General features: G+C 41.7%; 17 protein-coding genes. 8 read left to right on the forward strand and 9 right to left on the reverse strand.

Going from position 1 to position 21,240, the window contains the following annotated elements:
* The first annotated feature begins 337 nt into the window (after positions 1 to 337).
* Positions 338 to 1,225, forward strand: coding sequence for a LysR substrate-binding domain-containing protein (locus L1D51_RS02995; protein WP_054551603.1), 888 nt, complete (start codon positions 338 to 340; stop codon positions 1,223 to 1,225).
* A 55-nt stretch (positions 1,226 to 1,280) separates the two neighbouring features.
* A complete protein-coding gene (locus tag L1D51_RS03000) occupies positions 1,281 to 2,045 on the forward strand; it encodes a YdcF family protein (RefSeq protein WP_239962571.1) in 765 nt (254 codons plus the stop codon).
* Between the two features lie 4 nt (positions 2,046 to 2,049).
* On the opposite strand, the gene L1D51_RS03005 is transcribed toward L1D51_RS03000, so the two are convergent.
* Entirely contained in the window at positions 2,050 to 2,802 is a 753-nt protein-coding gene (locus L1D51_RS03005) for a Nif3-like dinuclear metal center hexameric protein (protein ID WP_055196862.1), read from the reverse strand.
* Positions 2,803 to 2,952: 150 nt separating this feature from the next.
* Between L1D51_RS03005 and L1D51_RS03010 the strand changes: the two genes are divergently transcribed.
* Complete coding sequence (locus tag L1D51_RS03010; protein ID WP_054561783.1) at positions 2,953 to 3,330, forward strand: hypothetical protein; 378 nt, start codon at positions 2,953 to 2,955, stop codon at positions 3,328 to 3,330.
* A gap of 30 nt (positions 3,331 to 3,360) precedes the next feature.
* On the opposite strand, the gene L1D51_RS03015 is transcribed toward L1D51_RS03010, so the two are convergent.
* Positions 3,361 to 3,837, reverse strand: coding sequence for an HPP family protein (locus L1D51_RS03015; protein WP_054561784.1), 477 nt, complete (start codon positions 3,835 to 3,837; stop codon positions 3,361 to 3,363).
* Positions 3,838 to 3,936: 99 nt separating this feature from the next.
* Here L1D51_RS03015 and L1D51_RS03020 point away from each other — a divergent pair, with 99 nt between their 5' ends.
* A complete protein-coding gene (locus L1D51_RS03020) occupies positions 3,937 to 4,479 on the forward strand; it encodes a TetR/AcrR family transcriptional regulator (protein WP_055196867.1) in 543 nt (180 codons plus the stop codon).
* Positions 4,480 to 4,533: 54 nt separating this feature from the next.
* Here the strand turns inward: L1D51_RS03020 and L1D51_RS03025 are convergent, their stop codons facing one another.
* From L1D51_RS03025 to L1D51_RS03050, 6 genes are all read right to left on the reverse strand, one after another.
* Positions 4,534 to 7,719: an amidohydrolase family protein gene (locus L1D51_RS03025; protein ID WP_055196870.1), complete on the reverse strand. Its 3,186-nt coding sequence runs from the start codon at positions 7,717 to 7,719 to the stop codon at positions 4,534 to 4,536.
* 106 nt (positions 7,720 to 7,825) lie between these two features.
* Positions 7,826 to 8,650, reverse strand: coding sequence for a M90 family metallopeptidase (locus tag L1D51_RS03030; RefSeq protein ID WP_054551610.1), 825 nt, complete (start codon positions 8,648 to 8,650; stop codon positions 7,826 to 7,828).
* A 90-nt stretch (positions 8,651 to 8,740) separates the two neighbouring features.
* Positions 8,741 to 11,647: a two-component regulator propeller domain-containing protein gene (locus L1D51_RS03035; RefSeq protein ID WP_239962582.1), complete on the reverse strand. Its 2,907-nt coding sequence runs from the start codon at positions 11,645 to 11,647 to the stop codon at positions 8,741 to 8,743.
* A gap of 131 nt (positions 11,648 to 11,778) precedes the next feature.
* Entirely contained in the window at positions 11,779 to 12,435 is a 657-nt protein-coding gene (locus L1D51_RS03040; protein WP_275669111.1) for a CatA-like O-acetyltransferase, read from the reverse strand.
* Between the two features lie 133 nt (positions 12,436 to 12,568).
* Complete coding sequence (locus L1D51_RS03045; protein ID WP_054561789.1) at positions 12,569 to 13,609, reverse strand: Leu/Phe/Val dehydrogenase; 1,041 nt, start codon at positions 13,607 to 13,609, stop codon at positions 12,569 to 12,571.
* A gap of 401 nt (positions 13,610 to 14,010) precedes the next feature.
* Complete coding sequence (locus L1D51_RS03050) at positions 14,011 to 15,537, reverse strand: fumarate hydratase (RefSeq protein WP_054551614.1); 1,527 nt, start codon at positions 15,535 to 15,537, stop codon at positions 14,011 to 14,013.
* A gap of 181 nt (positions 15,538 to 15,718) precedes the next feature.
* On the opposite strand from L1D51_RS03050, the gene pabB reads away from it, so the two are divergent.
* From pabB to L1D51_RS03065, 3 genes are all read left to right on the forward strand, one after another.
* On the forward strand, positions 15,719 to 17,062 hold the full coding sequence (pabB, locus tag L1D51_RS03055; RefSeq protein WP_054561790.1) for an aminodeoxychorismate synthase component I: 1,344 nt from the start codon (positions 15,719 to 15,721) through the stop codon (positions 17,060 to 17,062).
* Between the two features lie 17 nt (positions 17,063 to 17,079).
* The gene (locus L1D51_RS03060) at positions 17,080 to 17,658 is read left to right on the forward strand and encodes an NUDIX hydrolase (RefSeq protein WP_239962584.1); all 579 of its coding nucleotides are present in this window, start codon (positions 17,080 to 17,082) and stop codon (positions 17,656 to 17,658) included.
* 101 nt (positions 17,659 to 17,759) lie between these two features.
* On the forward strand, positions 17,760 to 19,136 hold the full coding sequence (locus L1D51_RS03065) for an L-serine ammonia-lyase (protein ID WP_054551617.1): 1,377 nt from the start codon (positions 17,760 to 17,762) through the stop codon (positions 19,134 to 19,136).
* Between the two features lie 53 nt (positions 19,137 to 19,189).
* Here the strand turns inward: L1D51_RS03065 and cysB are convergent, their stop codons facing one another.
* Positions 19,190 to 20,167 (reverse strand): HTH-type transcriptional regulator CysB, encoded by a 978-nt coding sequence (cysB, locus tag L1D51_RS03070; protein ID WP_054551618.1) that lies wholly within the window; start codon positions 20,165 to 20,167, stop codon positions 19,190 to 19,192.
* 297 nt (positions 20,168 to 20,464) lie between these two features.
* On the opposite strand from cysB, the gene L1D51_RS03075 reads away from it, so the two are divergent.
* Positions 20,465 to 21,223, forward strand: coding sequence for a hypothetical protein (locus L1D51_RS03075; RefSeq protein WP_054561792.1), 759 nt, complete (start codon positions 20,465 to 20,467; stop codon positions 21,221 to 21,223).
* Positions 21,224 to 21,240: the final 17 nt, after the last annotated feature.

The following is a 21,240-nucleotide window of genomic DNA, read 5'->3' on the forward strand; positions in this document are numbered from 1 at the left end:
CACCTAATAGAAGATAATAACACCTTAAAAAATAATATCTTAGCAAAAAACTAAACCCTACTCTCAGTAATTTTAATTAAAAATCAAATTACTAATCGCAAGCTGTATCACGATTTAAACTTCAAGTTTCAACTTGAGGTAAATTCATGGAATTTCATAGTTAAACTACAAAAAACCACATGACAACGCTGTCAATTATTTATCAAAAGGCGTATTGTAAAAAAGCAGTTAAAATAACTGCAGGTTTTAGACGTCTAGACGTTGAAAAAATAAATTCTAAGGCGTAGTATGTTCGTAATCTGAGTTAGACTCACATTTTCCATGAGATTTTTTAAAGATGATTGATATAAAGCACCTAAAAACCATAGCGACCCTTAAAGAAACAGGCTCTTTGGTCAATACCGCCCGTGAGTTGTTTTTAACTCAATCGGCTTTATCGCATCAAATTAAAGATCTCGAGAATAAGTTAGATTGCCAGCTGTTCGAACGTAAAACACAGCCTGTGCGTTTTACTCCGCAAGGTATGCTACTTCTGGAGCTTGCTAATGAAGTATTACCTCGTGTTGAGGCAACAAAATGTCGGTTAAAAGAAAGCCTTAACCAGCCAATCTCAAATTTACGTTTAAGCGTTGAGTGTCATGCCTGCTTTCATTGGTTGCTCCCAACCATCAAAGAATTTAATAATTTTTGGCCTGATATTAAAATTGATTACGAGCGCGGCTTTAGTTACGACGCCATTCCAGATTTAATTAATGATGAATTAGATCTAGTGCTGACTTCTGATATTCGTGAACCCGATCAACTTGAGTATGCTCACCTGTTTGATTTTAAATTGAAACTAATCGTTGCACCGGATCATGAGTTGGCTAAAAAAGCCTATGTCACCGCCCTTGATTTAAAGAACGAAACAATTATTTCGTACCCTATTCCCCGTGAGCGCCAAGACATCTTTAAACATTTTATTCAAAATGCACGCTTTGATGGCACGCTTAAAACGGTTGACCAAGGCTTATTGATATTTCAATTAGTGAGTGCAGGTATGGGGGTTGCAGCATTACCAGACTGGCTAGTCACCCCCTATGAAAGCCAAGGGCTCATTAAGTCTATTCCGTTAGGTGCACTAGGCCTTACTCGCCCTATGTATTTAGCGATGAAAAAGAATATGAAAGATAACCCAGTTTATCGCCACTTTTTAAATACATGTAAGCAAAATAACGGTCGCTAAAGCTAGGCAAAATAACTAACATAGCTGCATCTGTTACAAACAATAGTGTTGATACATGTTTGAAATTAAAAAGATCATTGGCTCATTATTAATGCCCCTGCCTTTGCTCGGGCTTCTTACTTTAGTGATGGTATTTTTAGCCATTGCACATAAACGCAAAGCACTCTATTTTGGCTTTGTTAGTATTTTAACTTTAATGCTGATAAGCACGCCATTTATTGGTCAATCACTGATAGCTGCAAGCAATAACCCAGCTTGGCAATTTAACCAAGCGAAACACCCTAAACTCGATAACATTGTGGTACTTGGCTGCTCAATAATGCCCAACTCGCGCCTTCAAGCAAACCACCAGTTAGGCGATTGCGCGCTTGCTCGATTACTTGAAGGTGTTAAGCTTGCCCATCACTATCCAAATGCCACCCTTTATGTATCAGGAGGCGGCTTTGCTAATACCACCAATAGCCAGCTCATGTTTGAGACAGCAAAAGCGTTAGGTATTTCTGCAACGAGAATTAAACAAAACCCTCTCGCCATGGACACCGCAGAAGAGGCGAAACGACTTGCCATTTATTTAGTCGATAAAAAAACTGCCCTCGTCACCTCAGCGAGCCACATGCCGCGAGCTAAAGACTTATTTAATGCACAAGGCATTGATGTGATCCCAGCGGCAACCGACTTTCAAGATTTTAGTCAGTATCCAACGTACAAACAGTTTATACCTAACATTGCAGTACTTGTTGCAGTGACCAGAGTAGCGCATGAGAAAATTGGCAGTGCATGGGTGAGTGTGCGCCGCTGGGTTGATCCAGAGGCGCTGTAGAACATCAGACTGGATTGTCGATATCGATAAACGTTACATCAAAACCATGCTGCTGAGCTAAAAGCTCGCCTAAGGCTTTGATGCCATAACGCTCAGTCGCATGGTGCCCTGCTGCAAAAAAGTCGATACTTTGCTCGCGTGAACTATGAATCGTTTGCTCAGAGGCTTCACCTGTAAGATAAGCATCAATACCTTGAGCTGCCGCTAAATCAATATACCCTTGTCCGCCACCTGTGCACCAAGCGATGGTTTCGATTTTCTCTTTTCTTACCAAACTAGTTAATGGTGCACGGTCAAGTACTTGGGTTATTTTGGCGGTAAATTCTTCACCACTTAAAGGTGTTTTTAAACGGCCTTTTACCGGCACACTATTTGGGCCAGATTCAAGCCCACCTGTGAACTCAATATCGAGTAACTTAGCCAGTTGCGCGTTATTACCAATTTCAGGGTGTATATCTAGCGGTAAATGATAGCCATATAAGTTAATATCATTATTTAAAAGCGCTGCAATACGGCGCTTTTTCATGCCCGTGATTGGCTGCGATTCCCCTTTCCAGAAATAACCATGGTGTACCAAAATAGTATCTGCATTTTCTGCAATAGCGGCATCAATCAATGCTTGGCTAGCGGTGACACCCGTCACTATCTTTTTTACTTCGCTCGCACCTTCAACTTGTAAGCCATTTGGGCAAAAGTCAGCGATAGAATCAGGTTTAAGAATGTCGTTTAATAATTGAGTAAATTGTTTGCGTTGCATATAAAAATCGTCCTTCAACCCTCTATTTTGTGCAAATTTTGGCGTTTATGAGTGAAAAATGGAAGGAAAATCGCAAAAAATTGAAAAGTAAGCTGAAAATAGGTATAAATATATATTCTTAATCTGTGTTTACAACGTATAGGGTCTCTGATGAGCAAACTAGACAAAACAGAAGTGTTAAATGCCTTCGAAGCAGCATACGAAGCAGCGAATGGTAAGAAACCTGAAATCACAACAAAACCTGGTTGGTATAGCATCGACGGTGGCAAAAATATGCGCCTTGCTGATGTTGCAGCGCTGACTGAAGAGCTCACTTCTGGTAAAACAGCTGAGCCTAAAGCAGAAGAAGCACCTAAAGCACCAGCGAAAAAAACCAAAACTAAAACCGCTGCACCGGCTAAAACAGCTAAGAAAGCATCGTTCACTGTTGTTACAGCAAACGATGACGGTTACAAAGCTGAAGAGCTTTGGATTGTTAACCTAGCTGAAAAAGACCACGATTGTCGTTTACCGCGTGGTGTTGTGTAATCAAATTACACTTAGCAATTTTAAAAACCGCTACTCGTTAGCGGTTTTTTTATGGCTGTTCATTTGGCTAGTTATAACCCATTGGCTAACATGGCCAAACAACACTATAAATACGGTTCCAATCAATACAGGCATCACTAAAAAGTCCCAGCTTTGCATAGATTGCATTATCAAAATTGGGTTTGCGCCTGCTGCGGGATGTACGGTATCTGTCAACATCATTAGGCTAATTGCCAACCCTGTAGCTATAGCAATTTCAACAGGCCCTACTCCGACATAATTTACAAAAACAACGCCGATTAGTGCAGTTAAAAAGTGCCCACCAATAACATTCTTCGCTTTAGCTAAAGGGCTGTGTGGCACACCAAATACCAGCACCGCAGTTGCCCCTAATGGGGCCATCAACCACACCCCATAACTTCCTAATTGCTGTAAATAGGCCAATACAAAAATTGCCATACAAGCAAATATACCCGCAATGGCCGCCTTGCTTACTTTATTCTCCATAAAACCTCCAATAGGTAGACCGATTTGTCTACCAGCAAATGGTAGACAAGTTGGTCTACTTCTGTCAAGCTATCATTAGTCACCTAATGAGACCTTGTTATGGATAAACGAACACATATTATTTTGACCGCCCTGTCACTTTTTTATCAAAAAGGCATTCATAGTGTGGGAATAAACGAAATTATTAGTGTGGCGGGTGTCGCCAAAAAAACCATGTACCATCATTTCGCAAGTAAAGATGAGTTATTATTAGCGTGCCTTAGTGAGCGACATAACAGGTTTTTAAATTGGTTAACGCATGCCACCAGCAAGCTAACTACTGTTGAAGAATTTAAAGTCGCTTTGATCAGCTGCCATGAAGCTTGGTTTAATTCTGAAGTGACTGAGTTAGGTGATTTTAATGGCTGTTTATTTATTAACACTGCCGCTGAGTTTGCTGATCCTACAAGCCCGATAAATCAAGCCTGCAAAGAGCATAAAATGGCAGTACAGCAGTTAATTAAACAGCGTTTATCAGCGTGTAATAACATGGAAAGTTCGCAGCTAGACTCGCACAGCCACTATTTGATGACGCTTGTAGAGGGCATGATCTGCCAAGCAAAACTAGTTGAAATTAAACATTTTCCTCATTTAAAACAATAAATTAACAATAAAAAAGCGGCGCAATGGCCGCTTTCAGTTTAGATTTACGCTATGTTAGATTTTTTCAAAATATAACTTTTCGCGTTTTTTCTCACCCACTTCATTCATGGTGGCAGCATCAAATAGTCGACCATTGATCATGGTGTAATCGATTTTATCTGTATCACGAATGTTAGTTAGCGGGTTCCCGTCAATAACAATTAAATCGGCAAGTTTACCCGGCTCAAGAGAACCGATGTTGTTATCAAGGCCAATGTATTTAGCAGGATCTAAGGTTGCTGCACGAATAGCTTCAAGTGGTGTCATACCACCTTGCGCAAACATCCAAATTTCCCAATGTGCCGCTAAACCTTCACGTTGACCGTGAGCACCAAGGTTTACTAAAACACCTAAGTCTTGCAGCTCTTTAGCAACACGGGCGTTGTTAAAGTGGTTATAGTGATGATCGGGCGCCTTAACACGACGCATTGAGCGAGGTAAAAGCTGATTCTTTGGTACAAACTTACTTAAGCGTGGGTGATTCCACACATCTGTCTTGTCGTACCAATAATTTTCACCCCAAATACCACCGTAAGCTACACCCAGTGTCGGCGTATAACCCACATCGCTTTGAGACCAAAGCTGGCGAATATCATCGTAAATATTGGCAACAGGAATTGAGTGTTCAATACCCGTATGACCATCAACTACCATAGTTAAGTTGTGCTGCAGCAATGAACCGCCTTCTGGCACAACCATCATTTCAAGTTCACGACCTGCTTCAATAACTTGCTGGCGCTGTTCACGACGAGGTTGGTTATATGATTTAACACTAAACGCACCTACTTTCTTTAAACGCTCAAGGTGGAATTTAGCATCTTCTAACGAGTCAATATGCGATGTATAACCTGGCATATTTGCACCATATAAAATGGTACCCGTTGAGAAAATACGAGGGCCGACAATCATGCCTGCTTTTTGCATTTCGCTTGCAGCAAAAATCTCTGTGGTGTCGTTTGATGGATCGTGAATCGTTGTCACGCCTAACGCTAAGCCCGCTAAGTTCTTCCAGTTTTGCTGTGGAATGATCTCATCGCTGCCTTGTGAGCCGTGCGCATGCGCATCAACAATACCCGGCATAATTGTCTTGCCAGTTACATCAATTACTTCTGCGCCTTTAGGAATAGCAACACTGTCTTTACTACCAACCGCTTTAATATGCTTACCATCAGTAACAATAACGCCGTTTTCAATGACCTGCTCACCGTTCATGGTGATAATACGCGCACCAGTTAACGCAAAGATTGATTTAGGCTCCGCCATGGTTTTTGTAAAACCTATGTTATCGCCGCTTTTAACTTTAAAGTCAGTCTCTGCATTTTGGTTAATATCAAATAAACCCGCTAAGCTTGCATGATATAACTCTGGGCCTAAGCTCCAATAAAGTTTATCGCTTGTGCCACTCCAGCTGATGTTTTCACCCGCGCGAACAGAAAGCTGCTCAATTGGGAATTGGCTATCTTTCGGGCCAATATTAATGGTTTTGCCACGCTCAACAAATGGCGTAACAAATACTTTAAAACGCTCTGCAAACGCTAAGTATTGGCCATCTGGTGATACTCTAAACTCTGTAGCATGTTCTGATTCGTAAAGTTTACGAACTTGCTTTGATTCAAGCTCAACAACACTTAATGTTGGTTTCGGCCAAGGGCTCATCACATAAATACGGTCATTCGCTGCACCAAATTGTGGCTGATATCCTGATTTAGTGATTAGCGTCGCTTTACCACCTTTAGCACTTACTGAGTAAATGCCTGGCTCTAATGACCATGTTGGGTTAAGGATACTGCCGCCAGACGCTTTACGGTAAACAACTGTTTTGCCATCAGGGCTGAAAGTTGGCTCTACATATTTACCCGGCTCTTTAGTAATGGTATCGCCACGGCCACTGCGCGCAGATACAACACGTACTGAGCCCTGTTCGTTATCATCCCATGTGGTGTAAACAACCTTCTTACCATCACGAGAGAACTGCGGGAATAATTCAAAGTGGTCGTCTTGCTTAGTCAGGCGCTTTACTTTGCCAGACTCTAAATCACGTTTATAAATATGACCTAGCGCTTCAAAAATAGCCGTTTCACCATCCGGTGAAATTTGTACATTGCGCAGCATTTTCACATCAAAATTATCGCTATCGATGTTTTGTGTAAAACGCACCGCTTTTTGAATTTGCTTATTGGTCTCAACTTTAAATGGAATAGTCGAGACAGACTTATCATCTACATCTAGCTTATGAATGGTACCACCCGCCCAAAAGACCAGCTGTTCGTTATCTGGTGTCCAAGCAATTGTTGGGTATACGCCATGAATTGCCCATGTCTCTTGCATATCACGCTCAAGCTCGCCATACAGCTTGGTATGCTCACCGGTGTGAAGATCATATAAGTACAAGCTTGTTTGGAAATCATCGCGCTTAATATACGCAAGCTTTTTACCATCTGGTGAAGGTGTTGGTCGAATAGCCCCACCCATACCATCTATAATTGTTTCAATCTCACCGGTTTCACGGTCATAGCGTTTAATTTTATAAATACCCGCTACAGAATCTTTAGAGTAATGGAATGTTTTACCCGGCGTTGCATCATGAGAAAAATAAACATAACGACCATCCGGTGAGAACATTGGCTCGCCTAAGTCTTTTTGGTCGTTTTCGCGTGCAGTTAGTTGCACACCTTTACCACCCGCTTTGTGGTAAAGCCATACTTCACCAGCACCTAAAGAGCGGCTTGCAGTAAAGTGCTTACGCGCAACTAAGTAGTCACCATCAGGGCTCCAAGCTGGGCTATTTAACAAACGAAATGTTTCGTTCGTTACAGCTTTTTGGTTTTCACCGTTTAAATCCATAACCCAAATATTGTCGCCACCACCTTGGTCTGAAGTAAACGCAATGTGCTTACCATCAGGGCTAAAGCGTGGTTGCATTTGCCATGCAATATCACTGGTTAATTGCGTTGCAGTGCCACCCGACATTGGCATGGTATAAATATCGCCGAGTAGGTCAAACACCACTGTTTTACCATCAGGGCTAATATCTACGTTCATCCACGTGCCCTGCTCAACACTAATTTTAGCGTCTAGGAATTGGCCTTTTGGTGCGTCCACCTGCCATTTGTCGTCATTTGATTGCTCAGCTGCCGCCACTTGCCCAGTTAGAGCAAGTGAAATAGATACAGCGAGCGCTGTATGAAGCATTTTCTTCATTGAAATCTCACTTTTTATTGTTTTGCTTATATGCACACTTTTAAGATTGCACCAAATAGCATAGCAAGATTCCAGTGATTCGTGTTAAACAGACGTAAATAGTCGACTAATGCCACGCAATCGGATCAAACTGATAAAAGCCAACCAGTAAATGATAAATTTCTGGGTCAAACTGTCTTAGCTCAGCGGGTTTTTCTAAGAAGGTTTCGGTGATAACAGCAAAAAACTCTGCCTCATTGGTCGCGCCATAGCTATGAATAACATGAGGCATGCCATAAGCTAAATGGGTTTTGAGTTGATTAAACGCGCGGCTAAATACTTTTGCCCACTTTTGGTAATCTTCGTTACTCGAAAGCAGTGGTGTACCCGTGGTTTTACCGGTTTCTTGGTCGAGCTGATGGGCAAATTCATGAAATACCAAATTATGACCATCACTTGGTAAGCGGTTCCCCTCAAGGACATCATGCCAACTCAATACCAAGGTTCCACCAGGCCATGATTCACCTTGACGCACGGTATTGTGATAACTGACAAGCCCAGCATTATCACGAGAAGTTTGCGGGGCATAATACGCGCTTGGGTATAAAAGGATCTCTTTTACATTACGATACAATGGCCACGGTTTATTAAGCACTAAAACACAGGCATCTGCCGCTACAATCAGCTTCATTGCATCATTAAGCTTAAGACCATCACAACCAATAAAGCGTTTTTCATTTAAAAACCAAACGATGTGACGCTCCAGCTTTTCACGATCGGCATCCGTCATCTTTCGGTAGATAGGCATATATTTTAACAGCAGATTTTTTTGCTGAACATTGAGGGAGTTATTAAGGTATTTTTTCTGCCAAAAGTGATTACGGATATCGTCCCAGCGCCAGTAACACACAACAAAAATTATTAAAAAAAGTATCAAAACCAGGTTAAGCATTACTATCGCCTAAAAAACAATCTTGATACTTTAATGTGTGCAAACAAAAAAAGATCAATTGTTTACACACATTTTTATTTGAAAAGCTGATTAATCGAGCGTAATACAGCCTTGATTATAAATAAAAATTTGGTTTCGACCGTTATTCTTCGCATTGTATAAAGCGTTATCGGCATGTGATAGCAAGCGGTCATAATCAGCAACTTGCGCGTTATCTGCTACACCAAAACTTACCGTGACAGAAAGACTATCTGCTAATTCTGAGAAATCGTAACCCGCTATCTCTAAACGGATAATTTCACACAATCTTGCGGCTTCTTCAGCATTTTTGTATGGGAACAACAGGGTAAATTCTTCACCCCCCCAACGCGCCGCATAGCCTTCATCAGGGAAATTCATACGCAGCAAACGAGCAATTTCACAAATCACTTTATCACCAATTAAGTGCGAGAAATTGTCATTAATCAGTTTGAAGTGATCAATATCCATAATGGCAATACTGAGCGTTTTATTATCACGTTGGAACTGACTAAAGTTTTCAGACAGCCACATATCGAAAGCACGTCTATTCGGTAATTGCGTTAATTGGTCATGATTCGCTAAATGAGCAAAGGCATCGGCTTGCGTTTGCAAATCATGCATTTGCTGTTCAACTTTTTCCGTTAACTCAATTTCAATGCGCTTGTAATGATATAAGCGGTATTTATAAATGGCATAAGCAGCAAAAAGCACAGCAACTAAGACAAATAACTTAAAGCTGGTTTTTTGCCAAAAATAAGGGGCAATTTTAAAACGCAGAACTTGCTCATTATTTTGCCAGTCACTATTTGGGTAACCTGCACGCACTTTAAAGGTATATTTACCTGGTGGTAAATTGGTGTACTCGGTAATGGCCAAGCGCCCCCTGTCTACCCATTGTTGATTGTAACCACTTAGTTGAGTTTGGTAATTTAACCGCCCAGGCATGATAAAACTTAGCCCAGCGTAGTTAAACGAAACACGAGAAACACCAGCAGGTAAGCTCAAAACCTCATTACCAACAGGTAAAGTCATGGGTTTGCCATCGACTTCAAAGCTTTCAATAACCGTCGATAATCGTCGTTTACTGGCTTCTTTTAAGCGCTCTGGTGTCGCAATAGCGACGCCTTTGGCTGTTGCAACCCATACTTGACCATCTGAATGAAGTACAGCAGCAGGGTTTGAACCGCCATTCGCTTGCGCGCTTAGCATGCCATCGCCTTCATCATAAAGCTGCATCGAAACGCTCATTGGTTGAACTTTTTCAGGGTTATCTAAAAGTGCAACTAGCTGAGCTTTGTTCACTTGAATAACACCGCGGTTACTGGTCAGCCACAATGAATCACCTTGCTCTATGACTTGGAATAGCTTATCGACCGGTAAACCTTGGTCTCGACCAAACAAACTCATTTTATCTGTACTGAGATTGTAACGAACGAGACCTCTATCGGTCGCAAGCCACATTTTATAGCCATCTAAGTAAAAGCCGAATGCATATTCAGTGCTGAACTGCTTTGGAAACTCGAGTGTTTTAAACTGCTTTGTCGCTGGGTCATAAATGGACACACCCACTCCCGTGCCGACCCATAACCTGCCATGGTCATCCTCAACAAGGGCCATAATAAAATCACCAATTAAGCCATCTTCGGTGGTGAATAATTCGGTTTGCCCAGCAGGGTCTATTTTGGTTAAACCACCGGCGGTGCCAATCCATAAGTTATCTGCTTTATCGAACAACACAGCACGAACTTCGTTACTGTTCAGGCCATTATTGCGGTTTTTTACTGGGTAAATTTGCCCATTAACTACTTTCATCAAACCGGCAGTGTAAGTACCTAACCAAACACCACCTTGCTTATCCTCGGTTAAACTTAAAACGGATAGTGGGTCTTTTTCATAGGCTTGAGTAAGGGTTGTAAGCTTGCCATTTTCAATGCGATTTAAGCCATTACTGCTACCCACCCACAAGCTGCCATCAGAATGCGATAACACGGTACGCACATAGTCAGATGCAAGCCCACGGCTTTCACTCCAATTAGTAAATGGTGCTTCACGCAAGCGGAATAACCCGGCATTAGTGCCAACCCAAATACTTTTTTCGCGGTCTTGCAGTAAAGATAAAATACGGTTGTTGGGTAAGCCATCATCTGCCGCTAAGTTTTCAAGGCCTAAACTACTGAGTCTGAACACCCCTTTATTGATGGTACCAAACCACAAATCGCCCTGCGCATCTTCGAGTAAGCTAGCAATTGATTCGTTGTTAAGGACAGGATTAATAGCAACAAACTTATCGTTTTTCTTTTGCCATGCGCCTTTTTCAGTGCCGACAATTAAAGTGCCCGAATGAGTAAGTAATAAGGTAAACACAGAGGCATTAGGGAGCCCAGAGTCTTCACTGACCTTACTAACTTGCTTATTCTTTATTTGATAAAGACCATCACTGGTCGCAGCCCAAATAGTCCCTGTTTTGTCTTGTAAAAGACGGTATGCGCTTAGCTTATCAAGCAGTTTTTGCTCAGTGGCAGTTTCAGAAGCGCGGTAAACAATGCCTTGCCCTTCAAGTGCCAGCCATAGCTCACCTTGTTCAGTAACAAGTGCATGGTTAACCATGGCTGATGAACTTGGTAATGCTCGCCATCCCCCTTGTGAGCGAAGCGCAATACCGCCACGGGCACCCACGATATATAAATCACCATTATCCATCGGGATCAGGCTACGTAAGCCAGAATCAGGTAAGCCAGGAATTTCTGTTCGAGTAAAAAGTTTAAACTCACGACCATTAAAACGGGCAAGCCCTTCCCAGGTCGCTATCCAAATGTAACCATCTTTGGTTTGCGTAACGCCATTAATGCTATTGTGAGGAAGGCCGGCGCGAGTGCTCCAAGTCTCTGTAAAATAATCACTTAAAGAGAGGCGTGCAGAATCAGCAAAAGCGCTGAAACACAAGAAAAGAAAAATACAACTAACTACCCGCACCATAAAACTAAAACCCTGATATTTATTATCGTTCTATTCAGTGATGTAGCTCTGTGAAGCCAAAGTCATCCCTAACTTCAGATAATACTACATTAGTTGCAATTTTTACTCACTTTAATGACATTTAGCAACAATCAATTACAAAAATTCGTAATTTTTTCTTGCAGTATTTTCACAAATCGCGCCACATGCAAGCCATCCATCAAAGCATGATGCACATCGATTGAAAGCGGCATCTTGCCAGTTTGTGAATCATATTGACCAAACACAAACTTAGGAATACCAAGACCATGCCCCTCACTTACAGCATGCGAGAAGCCGCTAAAGTTTAACCATGGAAGTACTGAGATATGAATAAGGTCAGGCTGCCCTTCTGTTGCAGCAAATGCATCAGAGAAAAATGGTTTTGCTTTACTTGTTTTACCCACAGCAATAGCGTGTTTTGAAAAGTCTGCCATCGACGCTTGTTTTTCAAAATAACTAAAGCGAAATGTTTCATCTTCTGCAAGCTCGACCACACTTCCTCTTACCGATGACAGTTGTACCGGCAACGAATCAATAATACGGTGGCGCATTGGTGCATAGTCATGACATGCTTCAAGTGTTAGGTAAATATAGCTGTGAAAGAAGGAATACGGTTCTGCTTTGCACTTGTTGTAAAGAGCCGCCATGTCGAGTGAAACACATACATTAAAATATGGCAGAGAAAATTCTTTGAAAAAAGCGAAATGCTGTTTGCGAGGCCAAGTAGCTAGATCGATAGGTGTAATTTCACAAGATGGAGTTTTCATTAGGTGCCCTCGAGATTTAAAAGCCGAGTTTACCTAGCCTGCGTGACTTCGTCACCTTGATGCGATAAATAACAGAGACAAAAAAGGTGCGACTTGCGCACCTTTTTACCTGTAAATTTATCGATTTACTAAATTATAAGCCGTTTTCGATGATTTCTAATGCGAGTTCATCGGCAATTAAATGCGTCGACTTCTGCTCTTTTTCAGAGCGAGCAAAGATTTCTGTTAGCGTATCAAAAATGCCTTCAACGTGTTTCGTTGATGCTTCTGCACTATAACCTTCTGGTGCCGTTTCGTAATAAACGTTGATGATACCACCTGCGTTAATTACGTAATCTGGTGCATATAAGATACCTTTTTCGCGGATGATCTCACCGTGACGAGACTCTGCTAATTGGTTATTCGCACAACCAGCAATAATTGTTGCTTTTAAACGCGGGATAGTCGTGTCATTTACCGTTGCGCCAAGTGCACATGGTGCATACACATCAACATCTAAGTCGTAGATTTCATCAATACCCACAGCCGTTGCATTGAAGTCATTTACAACACGCTCAACAGCTTGTTCGTTGATATCTGTTACAAATAATGTTGCGCCCGCTTCATGTAGGTGTTTACAAAGGCCATATGCTACTGCACCTAAACCTTGCACGGCTACTTTGATACCAGCAAGATCTTGATGACCTCGTTGATGTTGTAAAGCGGCTTTAATACCTAAGAATGTACCATATGCTGTGAACGGTGAAGGGTTACCACTTTTACCTTCAAGGCCTAATACATAGTTAGTTTCTTTATTCATGATAGCCACATCATCACAAGTGATGTTTACATCTTCAGCTGAATAGTAGCTACCGCTTAAACGCTCTAACTGGCGACCAAATGCACGGAAAAGTTGCTCTGATTTAATTTCTTTAGCATTACCGATGATCACTGACTTACCGCCACCAAATGGTAAACGTGCCACAGCATTTTTGTAGGTCATACCTTTTGATAAACGAAGTGCATCAGTAACAGCATCTTCATCAGTTGTGTAGTTCCACATTCTGCAACCACCAACCGCTGGACCTAACTTGGTATTGTGAACCGCGATAATAGCTTTTAGGCCTGATTCTTTATCTGAACAAAACACCACTTGCTCGTGGTTATCAAAGTCGACTTTATTAAATACAGCCACAGTTAAATACTCCGAAATTTTCTTACCCTAAGGGGTGTGAGCGCTGAAAGTGCCGAGACTTTATCACTTCGTTTGCTCCCTTGCCACTAAATGAGATGATAAAACTAAGCAAAGTTCTCAAGCCGAAATAACAACTCAAAAACTAACACTTTATGGAAAAAATATACCAATCAATGTACGCATTAAGCATTGTTAATTCAAAACAAAATATTAACATTACAAACTTTATTACGTGAACGTAAAGGTAAAGTATAGCGTAAAGAAAAAGTGACAAGAAGAATGTGCCGATAAAGCCAATTAAAATCGGCTTTTAAAGAGATGTTAGAGAAATAGCTGAGACTGGTCAGAGCTGAAAAAAAACGGCGCAGGTGCGCCGTTTTTTCAAGAGAGTTGCAAGATGGTTACTTTAATTTGCCATCAAGTTCTTCGATTTTTGCTTTCCAAATAGCAGGACCTTGCGTATGCGCATTGGCGCCTTCACTATCAACAGCAACCGTTACTGGCATATCTTCTACTTCAAACTCGTAGATTGCTTCCATACCTAAATCTTCGAACGCAACAACACGTGCTTTCTTGATTGCTTTAGATACAAGGTAAGCTGCACCACCTACTGCCATTAAGTAGATAGATTTATTGTTTTTGATTGATTCAACTGTTGCAGGACCACGCTCTGCTTTACCAATCATACCGATGATGCCCGTTTTTTCTAACATCATATCAGTGAATTTATCCATACGAGTCGCAGTTGTAGGGCCAGCAGGACCTACAGCTTCATCACCCACTGCATCTACAGGGCCAACGTAGTAGATAAACTTGTTATCAAAATCAACGCCTTCAGGTAAACCTTCACCTGATTGGATCATATCTTGTAAACGTTTATGCGCGGCATCACGACCCGTTAAGATAGTACCAGACAGAAGAACCGTTTCACCCATCTTCCATTCTTGCGTGTCTTCTTTAGTCAGTGTGTTTAAATCAACACGACGTGTACCTTCACCTACTTCAAATGTAACTTCTGGCCAATCTTCAAGTTTAGGCGCTTTAAGATCAGCTGGGCCTGAACCATCTAATGTGAAGTGAACGTGACGAGTTGCCGCACAGTTCGGGATCATAACCACTGGTTTTGATGCTGCGTGAGTCGGTGCCGTTTTAACTTTCACATCAACTACGGTTGTTAAACCACCTAGGCCTTGTGCACCAATACCTAATTTATTAGCACGTTCGAAGATATCGATACGCATTTTTTCTTCTGTTGTTTCTGCGCCGCGCTCAATAAGCTCGTGAATATCAACCGGATCCATTAATGATTCTTTAGCAAGTACCGCAGCTTTTTCTGCAGTACCACCAATACCTATACCTAGCATGCCAGGTGGACACCAGCCCGCACCCATTGTTGGTAATGTTTTTTCAACCCATGCAGCCACATCATCAGATGGGTTAAGCATAACCATTTTCGTTTTATTTTCTGAGCCGCCGCCCTTCGCTGCCACCATTACTTCTACTTCAGCGCCTGGCACTAAGTCGATATGAACAACTGATGGAGTATTGTCTTTGGTGTTTTTACGCGTGCCAGCAGGGTCTGCAACAATTGATGCACGTAATGGGTTATCTGGGTTTAAGTATGCGCGACGTGTACCTTCATCAACCATTTGCTGAACAGTCATGTCTGTTTTATCCCACTTAACATCCATACCTACTTTTACGAAACAAGTAATGATACCTGTATCTTGGCACAGTGGACGTTTACCTTCAGCAGACATACGAGAGTTAATTAAAATTTGCGCAATGGCATCTTTTGCCGCTTTGCTTTGCTCTTTGTTGTAAGCTTTTTCTAAGGCTTGTACGAAATCGAGAGGGTGATAAAAAGAAATGTATTGCAATGCATCTTCAATGCTATCAATGAAGTCTTGCTGACGAATTGTACTCATTACGGGTTCCTTAAGTTTTTATCGCGTAGCGCTGTACGTGATCCTGAGTAAACCGGTGACGAAGATTTACTCTACGGGTTAGTCATGGCATCACTATAAAGGAAATCATAACGCTGCCAATCAAATTTAACTTATGATACCCTCCTCGCCCGTTTCGGGCTAGTTATTCAGGGCAATGTAGATGATAAACGATGAAAATTTGTGCATTAAATTAAATTTAAGTGGTGATTGCATCGCGCTATTTAGTCATTTTGCTCATTTGCCCCATGCAGTGTTGCTCGATTCAGCCAATAGCGAGCATGTAAATAGCCGCTTCGATATCATTGCTATTGCACCATTAAAGCAATTAGAAGTGCGCGAAAATACATGCTTTGTCGACGGCAAAACACAATCAAGTGATTGTTTTAGCTTGATGAAAGAAGGTCTTCAGGAATTTAATCACACAGCTAACCCTAATAACCTACCCTTTACAGGTGGGTGGCTTGGCTATTTTGGTTATGACCTAGGTCGTGTGATTGAAAGCATGCCAAGTACTGCCGAAAACGACATTAACATGCCACAAATGGCTGTAGGCCTTTATCCAGATGCTCTTATTTATGATAAGCAACAACAAAGCTGGTTTTACGTCTGTCAGCCAAATCATAATCGCTTAGCGCTATACCAGCAGCACCTAAACGAAAAGCCAGCAAGTGCAGAGTTCGCGCTACAAAGCGACTGGCAATCAAACATGAGTCAAGCCAGCTACAGCGAAAAGTTCGAGAAAATTCAAGCTTATTTAAAAAGTGGTGACTGCTACCAGATCAACCTTGCACAGCGTTTTAAAGCTGAATTTTCAGGTTCAACATGGCAAGCATATAAACAACTTCGAGAAGCCAATAAAGCACCATTTTCAAGCTATATAAATCACCCTGATGGCGCTATTTTATCTATTTCACCAGAGCGTTTTATTTCGATTAATCAGGGCCAAATAGAAACCAAGCCAATTAAAGGAACGCTCCCTCGTTTGGCTGACTCTGAACAAGACCAAGCGCAAGCAACTCGTTTACAGCAATCAGAAAAAGACCGCGCAGAAAATGTCATGATTGTTGATCTGCTGCGCAACGATTTAGGCAAAGTGGCTCGCCCAGGTAGTGTCACCGTCCCCTCGTTATTTGCAATTGAAAGCTTTCCGGCTGTGCATCATTTAGTAAGTACAGTGCGCGCAGAGTTAGCAGATGGCAAAGATGCCGTTGACCAAATTCATGCCGCTTTCCCAGGTGGTTCAATTACCGGAGCGCCGAAAATTCGCGCTATGGAAATCATAGAAGAGCTCGAGCCGCATCGCCGTAGTGTGTACTGCGGCTCAATTGGCTATTTAAGTGCCTGTGGCAACATGGATACCAGTATCACAATTCGTACTTTAGTGTGCCACAAAGGTGCAATCTATTGCTGGGCTGGCGGTGGCATTGTGGCTGATTCAAAGGTCGACTTGGAGTACCAAGAAACTTACGATAAAGTAAATAAAATACTGCCTTTATTAAAGTAAAAGTTGAAGTAACTACCTTGAATAGCCAGCAAATAATTGCCCGTTTTAGTTTAAGTCAAACCACAGAGCGCCCAGCAACCATTCGCTTTAATGCCGAAAAGCGTGCCAGTGCCGTAATGTTACCTCTGCTTGATGTTAACGACGAAGCGCATTTGTTGCTGTGCAAGCGACCTAGTTATTTACTTCATCACCCGGGGGAGATTTGCTTACCGGGTGGCAAGTATGAAGAACAAGATGACACGTTAATGCACACCGCTCTTCGAGAGCTTAATGAAGAGCTTAACATTGCGACACACCAAGTGACTGTCCACGGTAAATTACATCAGTACGCGACCCTAACCGGTTTCAATATTGAGCCTTTTGTGTGTGTGCTTTGTGAAGGCACAACGTGGCAAGCTGATCCCAACGAAGTTGCTGCCAGCTTTTTACTGCCCTTATCTTATTTAAGTAATCAACAAAATTGGCAACCCCTTCCCTTTGTGCGAAATGGTAAAACCATTACTTTGCAAGGTTTGATGACCCCCCATGGACTGCTTTGGGGAGCAACAGCGAGCATAATTAATAACTTTATAAAACAGCTCGCCCTACCAGTTTAATTATCCTGCTTTTAGGGTTACACAGGCACTTTTAAACGTTATCATGTGGCACCGTTCAAAGGCAGGTAGTATGCCGTTAATAGAAAAATGAGTAGCAAATTATGATCAGTGCATTCGATATGTTTAGTATTGGTATTGGCCCATCGTCATCTCACACTGTTGGCCCAATGCGCGCTTCGCGTTTATTTGTAAACGAACTAGAAGAAAAAAACTTACTTGCAAACGTCACCGATATTAAAGTTGAGCTATTTGGCTCACTCGGCCAAACAGGTATTGGTCACGGCTCTGGTAAAGCTGTGATCTTAGGCCTTGCCGGTTATGATCCAGAAACCATTGATGCTGATTTAGTCGACGATATCCTCGCAAAAATCGAAAAAGAGCAGGTTATTTATTTAAATCAAAGCCATAAAGCCAATTTCCCTAAACAAGGTGCGATTGTATTTCATCGTCGTAAAACATTACCAAAACATTCAAATGCAATGGAAATCATTGCCAGCCAAAATGGCGAAAAGTTATTCAGTAAAGTGTATTACTCAATCGGTGGCGGCTTTATCGTCAGTGATGAAGAGTTCGAGAACGAAAAACAAAAAGCACTCGAAATCCGCGAAGAAAACCCAGCGCCTTATCCGTTTAACACGGCAAAAGAGCTGTTAGAACTGTGCCGTGAGTCAGGTTTTAGTGTATCAACGCTTATGATGCACAACGAAAAAACCCTGCGCAGCGAAAAAGACATCAAAGATGAGCTGTTTAATATTTGGCAAGTAATGAAAGCCTGTATTGAGCGTGGTATGCGTACAGAAGGTATCTTACCAGGTGGTTTAAAAGTAAAACGTCGTGCCCCTAGTTTACACCTTAAGTTAAATATTGAGGTAAACAACGACCCATTACGTGCTATGGATTGGGTTGATTTATTTGCCCTTGCAGTAAACGAAGAGAACGCTGCCGGCGGCCGTGTTGTTACCGCACCTACCAATGGTGCAGCAGGTATTTTGCCAGCGGTATTAATGTATTATCACACTTTCATTAAAGAAGTAGACCGTGATATCGCAACACGTTACTTATTAACGGCGGCAGCAATTGGTATTTTATATAAAAAGAACGCGTCAATTTCGGGTGCTGAAGTAGGTTGCCAAGGTGAAGTGGGCGTTGCTTGCTCAATGGCAGCAGGTGCACTTACTGAAATCATGGGTGGCAATGTAGTACAGGTTGAAAACGCCGCTGAAATCGGCATGGAGCACAACCTAGGCCTAACCTGTGACCCGGTTGGCGGCCTTGTACAAGTACCGTGTATTGAACGTAATGCGATGGGCTCAATTAAAGCAATTAATGCGTCACGCCTTGCAATGCGTGGTTCTGGCGAGCAAAAAGTGACCCTTGATAAGGTAATTAAAACCATGCTCGACACAGGTAATGATATGAAAACGAAATACAAAGAAACCGCTCGCGGTGGCTTAGCAGTTAATATCATCGAGTGTTAATATACAGCACGCTTTCAGCATAAAAAAGCCGCTTTTAAGCGGCTTTTTTATCTCTATTTTACTGGTAACTCAATGTTTTCGAAGAGCTTATCAACATCTTCTTGGTTACGTAATAAGCTTGCTCGCTCAACCAGTTCTTTCGTTAAGTGCGGTGCAAAACGCTCAATAAAATCATACATGTAACTGCGTAAAAAGCTGCCCTTTCTAAAACCAATTTTAGTGGTGCTCGCTTCAAATAAGTGGCTTGCATCAATACAGACTAAATCAGTATCGGTTATTTGATCAATCGCCATAGATGCTACAACACCTACACCTAGACCTAAACGAACATAAGTTTTGATTACATCAGCATCTGTTGCAGTAAAAACAATATGCGGCTCAAGTCCATGTGCATTGAAGGCCTTATCTAACTCAGAACGACCAGTAAAACCAAACACATAAGTAATAAGTGGGTATTTAGCCACATCGGCAACCGTTAAATTATCAGCCTTTTGCGCAAGCGGGTGTGTTTTTGCCACAACAATACTACGATTCCAGTGATAGCACGGCAACATAACTAAATCAGAATATAAATGCAGCGCCTCAGTCGCAATGGCAAAGTCAGCATCACCGCGTGCTGCCGCATCAGAAATCTGCTGTGGCGTACCCTGATGCATGTGCAAAGACACTGCCGGGTACTTTTTCATAAAGCCTTGAATAACATTCGGTAATGCGTAACGCGCCTGAGTATGAGTGGTGGCAATGTTTAGTTTACCTTGATCAGGCAAGGTATGTTCATTGGCAACCGCTTTAATACCTTCAACTTTCGACAATATTTCTCGTGAAATATTAATAATTTCGTTACCGGCACTGGTTACATGGGTAAGGTGTTTGCCACTACGGCCAAAGATCTGTACACCCAGTTCGTCTTCAAGCATACGAACTTGTTTCGAGATCCCCGGTTGCGAGGTAAATAAACTTTCGGCTGTCGCAGAGACATTCAGTTTATGATTTTGGACTTCGACTATATATCTGAGTTGTTGTAGTTTCATGGCTGCATTGTAAACGTTGTTATTGTTTATTTATAAAGGCTGCAAAGCGCAATGCCAAGCGATATTTCATCGCGCTATACATTTATATCGATTGTTTCTAAGGCTAACACATTAAATTACTGCTCGGTAGCCGTGTTTACTCGCAAAATATTCAATAAAGGTGCTAGTTTAGCGCTATACTCGTTATAAAGTAGTAATCGTAATAAGTTTATTCGAGATAACTACCGCAAAACTGTTCAGATCTAATCTTTTTAAGGTAAGATAAAAAAATTAGATAGTTAAAACTGAGATTTAGTAATGATTGTTTCTATCATCATCATGCTCATTGTTGCATTAATCGTGATCGCTTTATGGGTCAGCGCTGTGCAGCAACATAAAGAAAAACAAGAAGCAGAGCGCCGTAAAGAGCTTACAAAACAAAAAAAAATCATTGAAGAGGCAGAAGATGTACTGCTTAACAGTGCCAATATCCCCATGTCTGAAAATATTCTGCGTATTATTCAACGCCGTATTTATGATGCACTTGTTTCAATGGTCGAGCTTTCTCCAAGCTCAAAAGAATTAAAAAACAGACTAAAAGAATCTAAAGAACGCCTAGCCTCTCCTATCGAAGCAAGTAATAGCGATGCATTAGCACTACCAGATAACGACAAACAATTAATAGCTCTAATTCAAGGTATAAAGAAATTACGAGCAGTACTTCGCTCAGAGCATGGTAAAGGCAAGGTAGATAGCCAAGTATTTGTTGCTGAAGATAAACGCCTTGAAAAATTGCAGTTAAGAATCAATGTAGAAAGCCAAATTAAGCGCGGGATTTCAGCTCGCTCAGCAAATATGGTGGGCTCTGCCAGACAGTATTTTGAAAAAGCACTAGCAACACTGACCTCAGTTAGCTATAGCGATGAATATGTAAACTCGAAAAGACAAGAAGTTGAAGGCTATTTAGAAACGATTAGCTCTGAGTTGAAAGCATCAAATGCAACGTCACTAAAGAAGAAAGCAGAACAAGAGCAGGACGATTTAGACGTATTATTCGCACCAAAGAAAAAGTGGTAAACCACTTTTTCTTTGCT

The sequence above is a fragment of the Pseudoalteromonas shioyasakiensis genome, assembly GCF_022398475.1.
GTDB lineage: Bacteria > Pseudomonadota > Gammaproteobacteria > Enterobacterales > Alteromonadaceae > Pseudoalteromonas.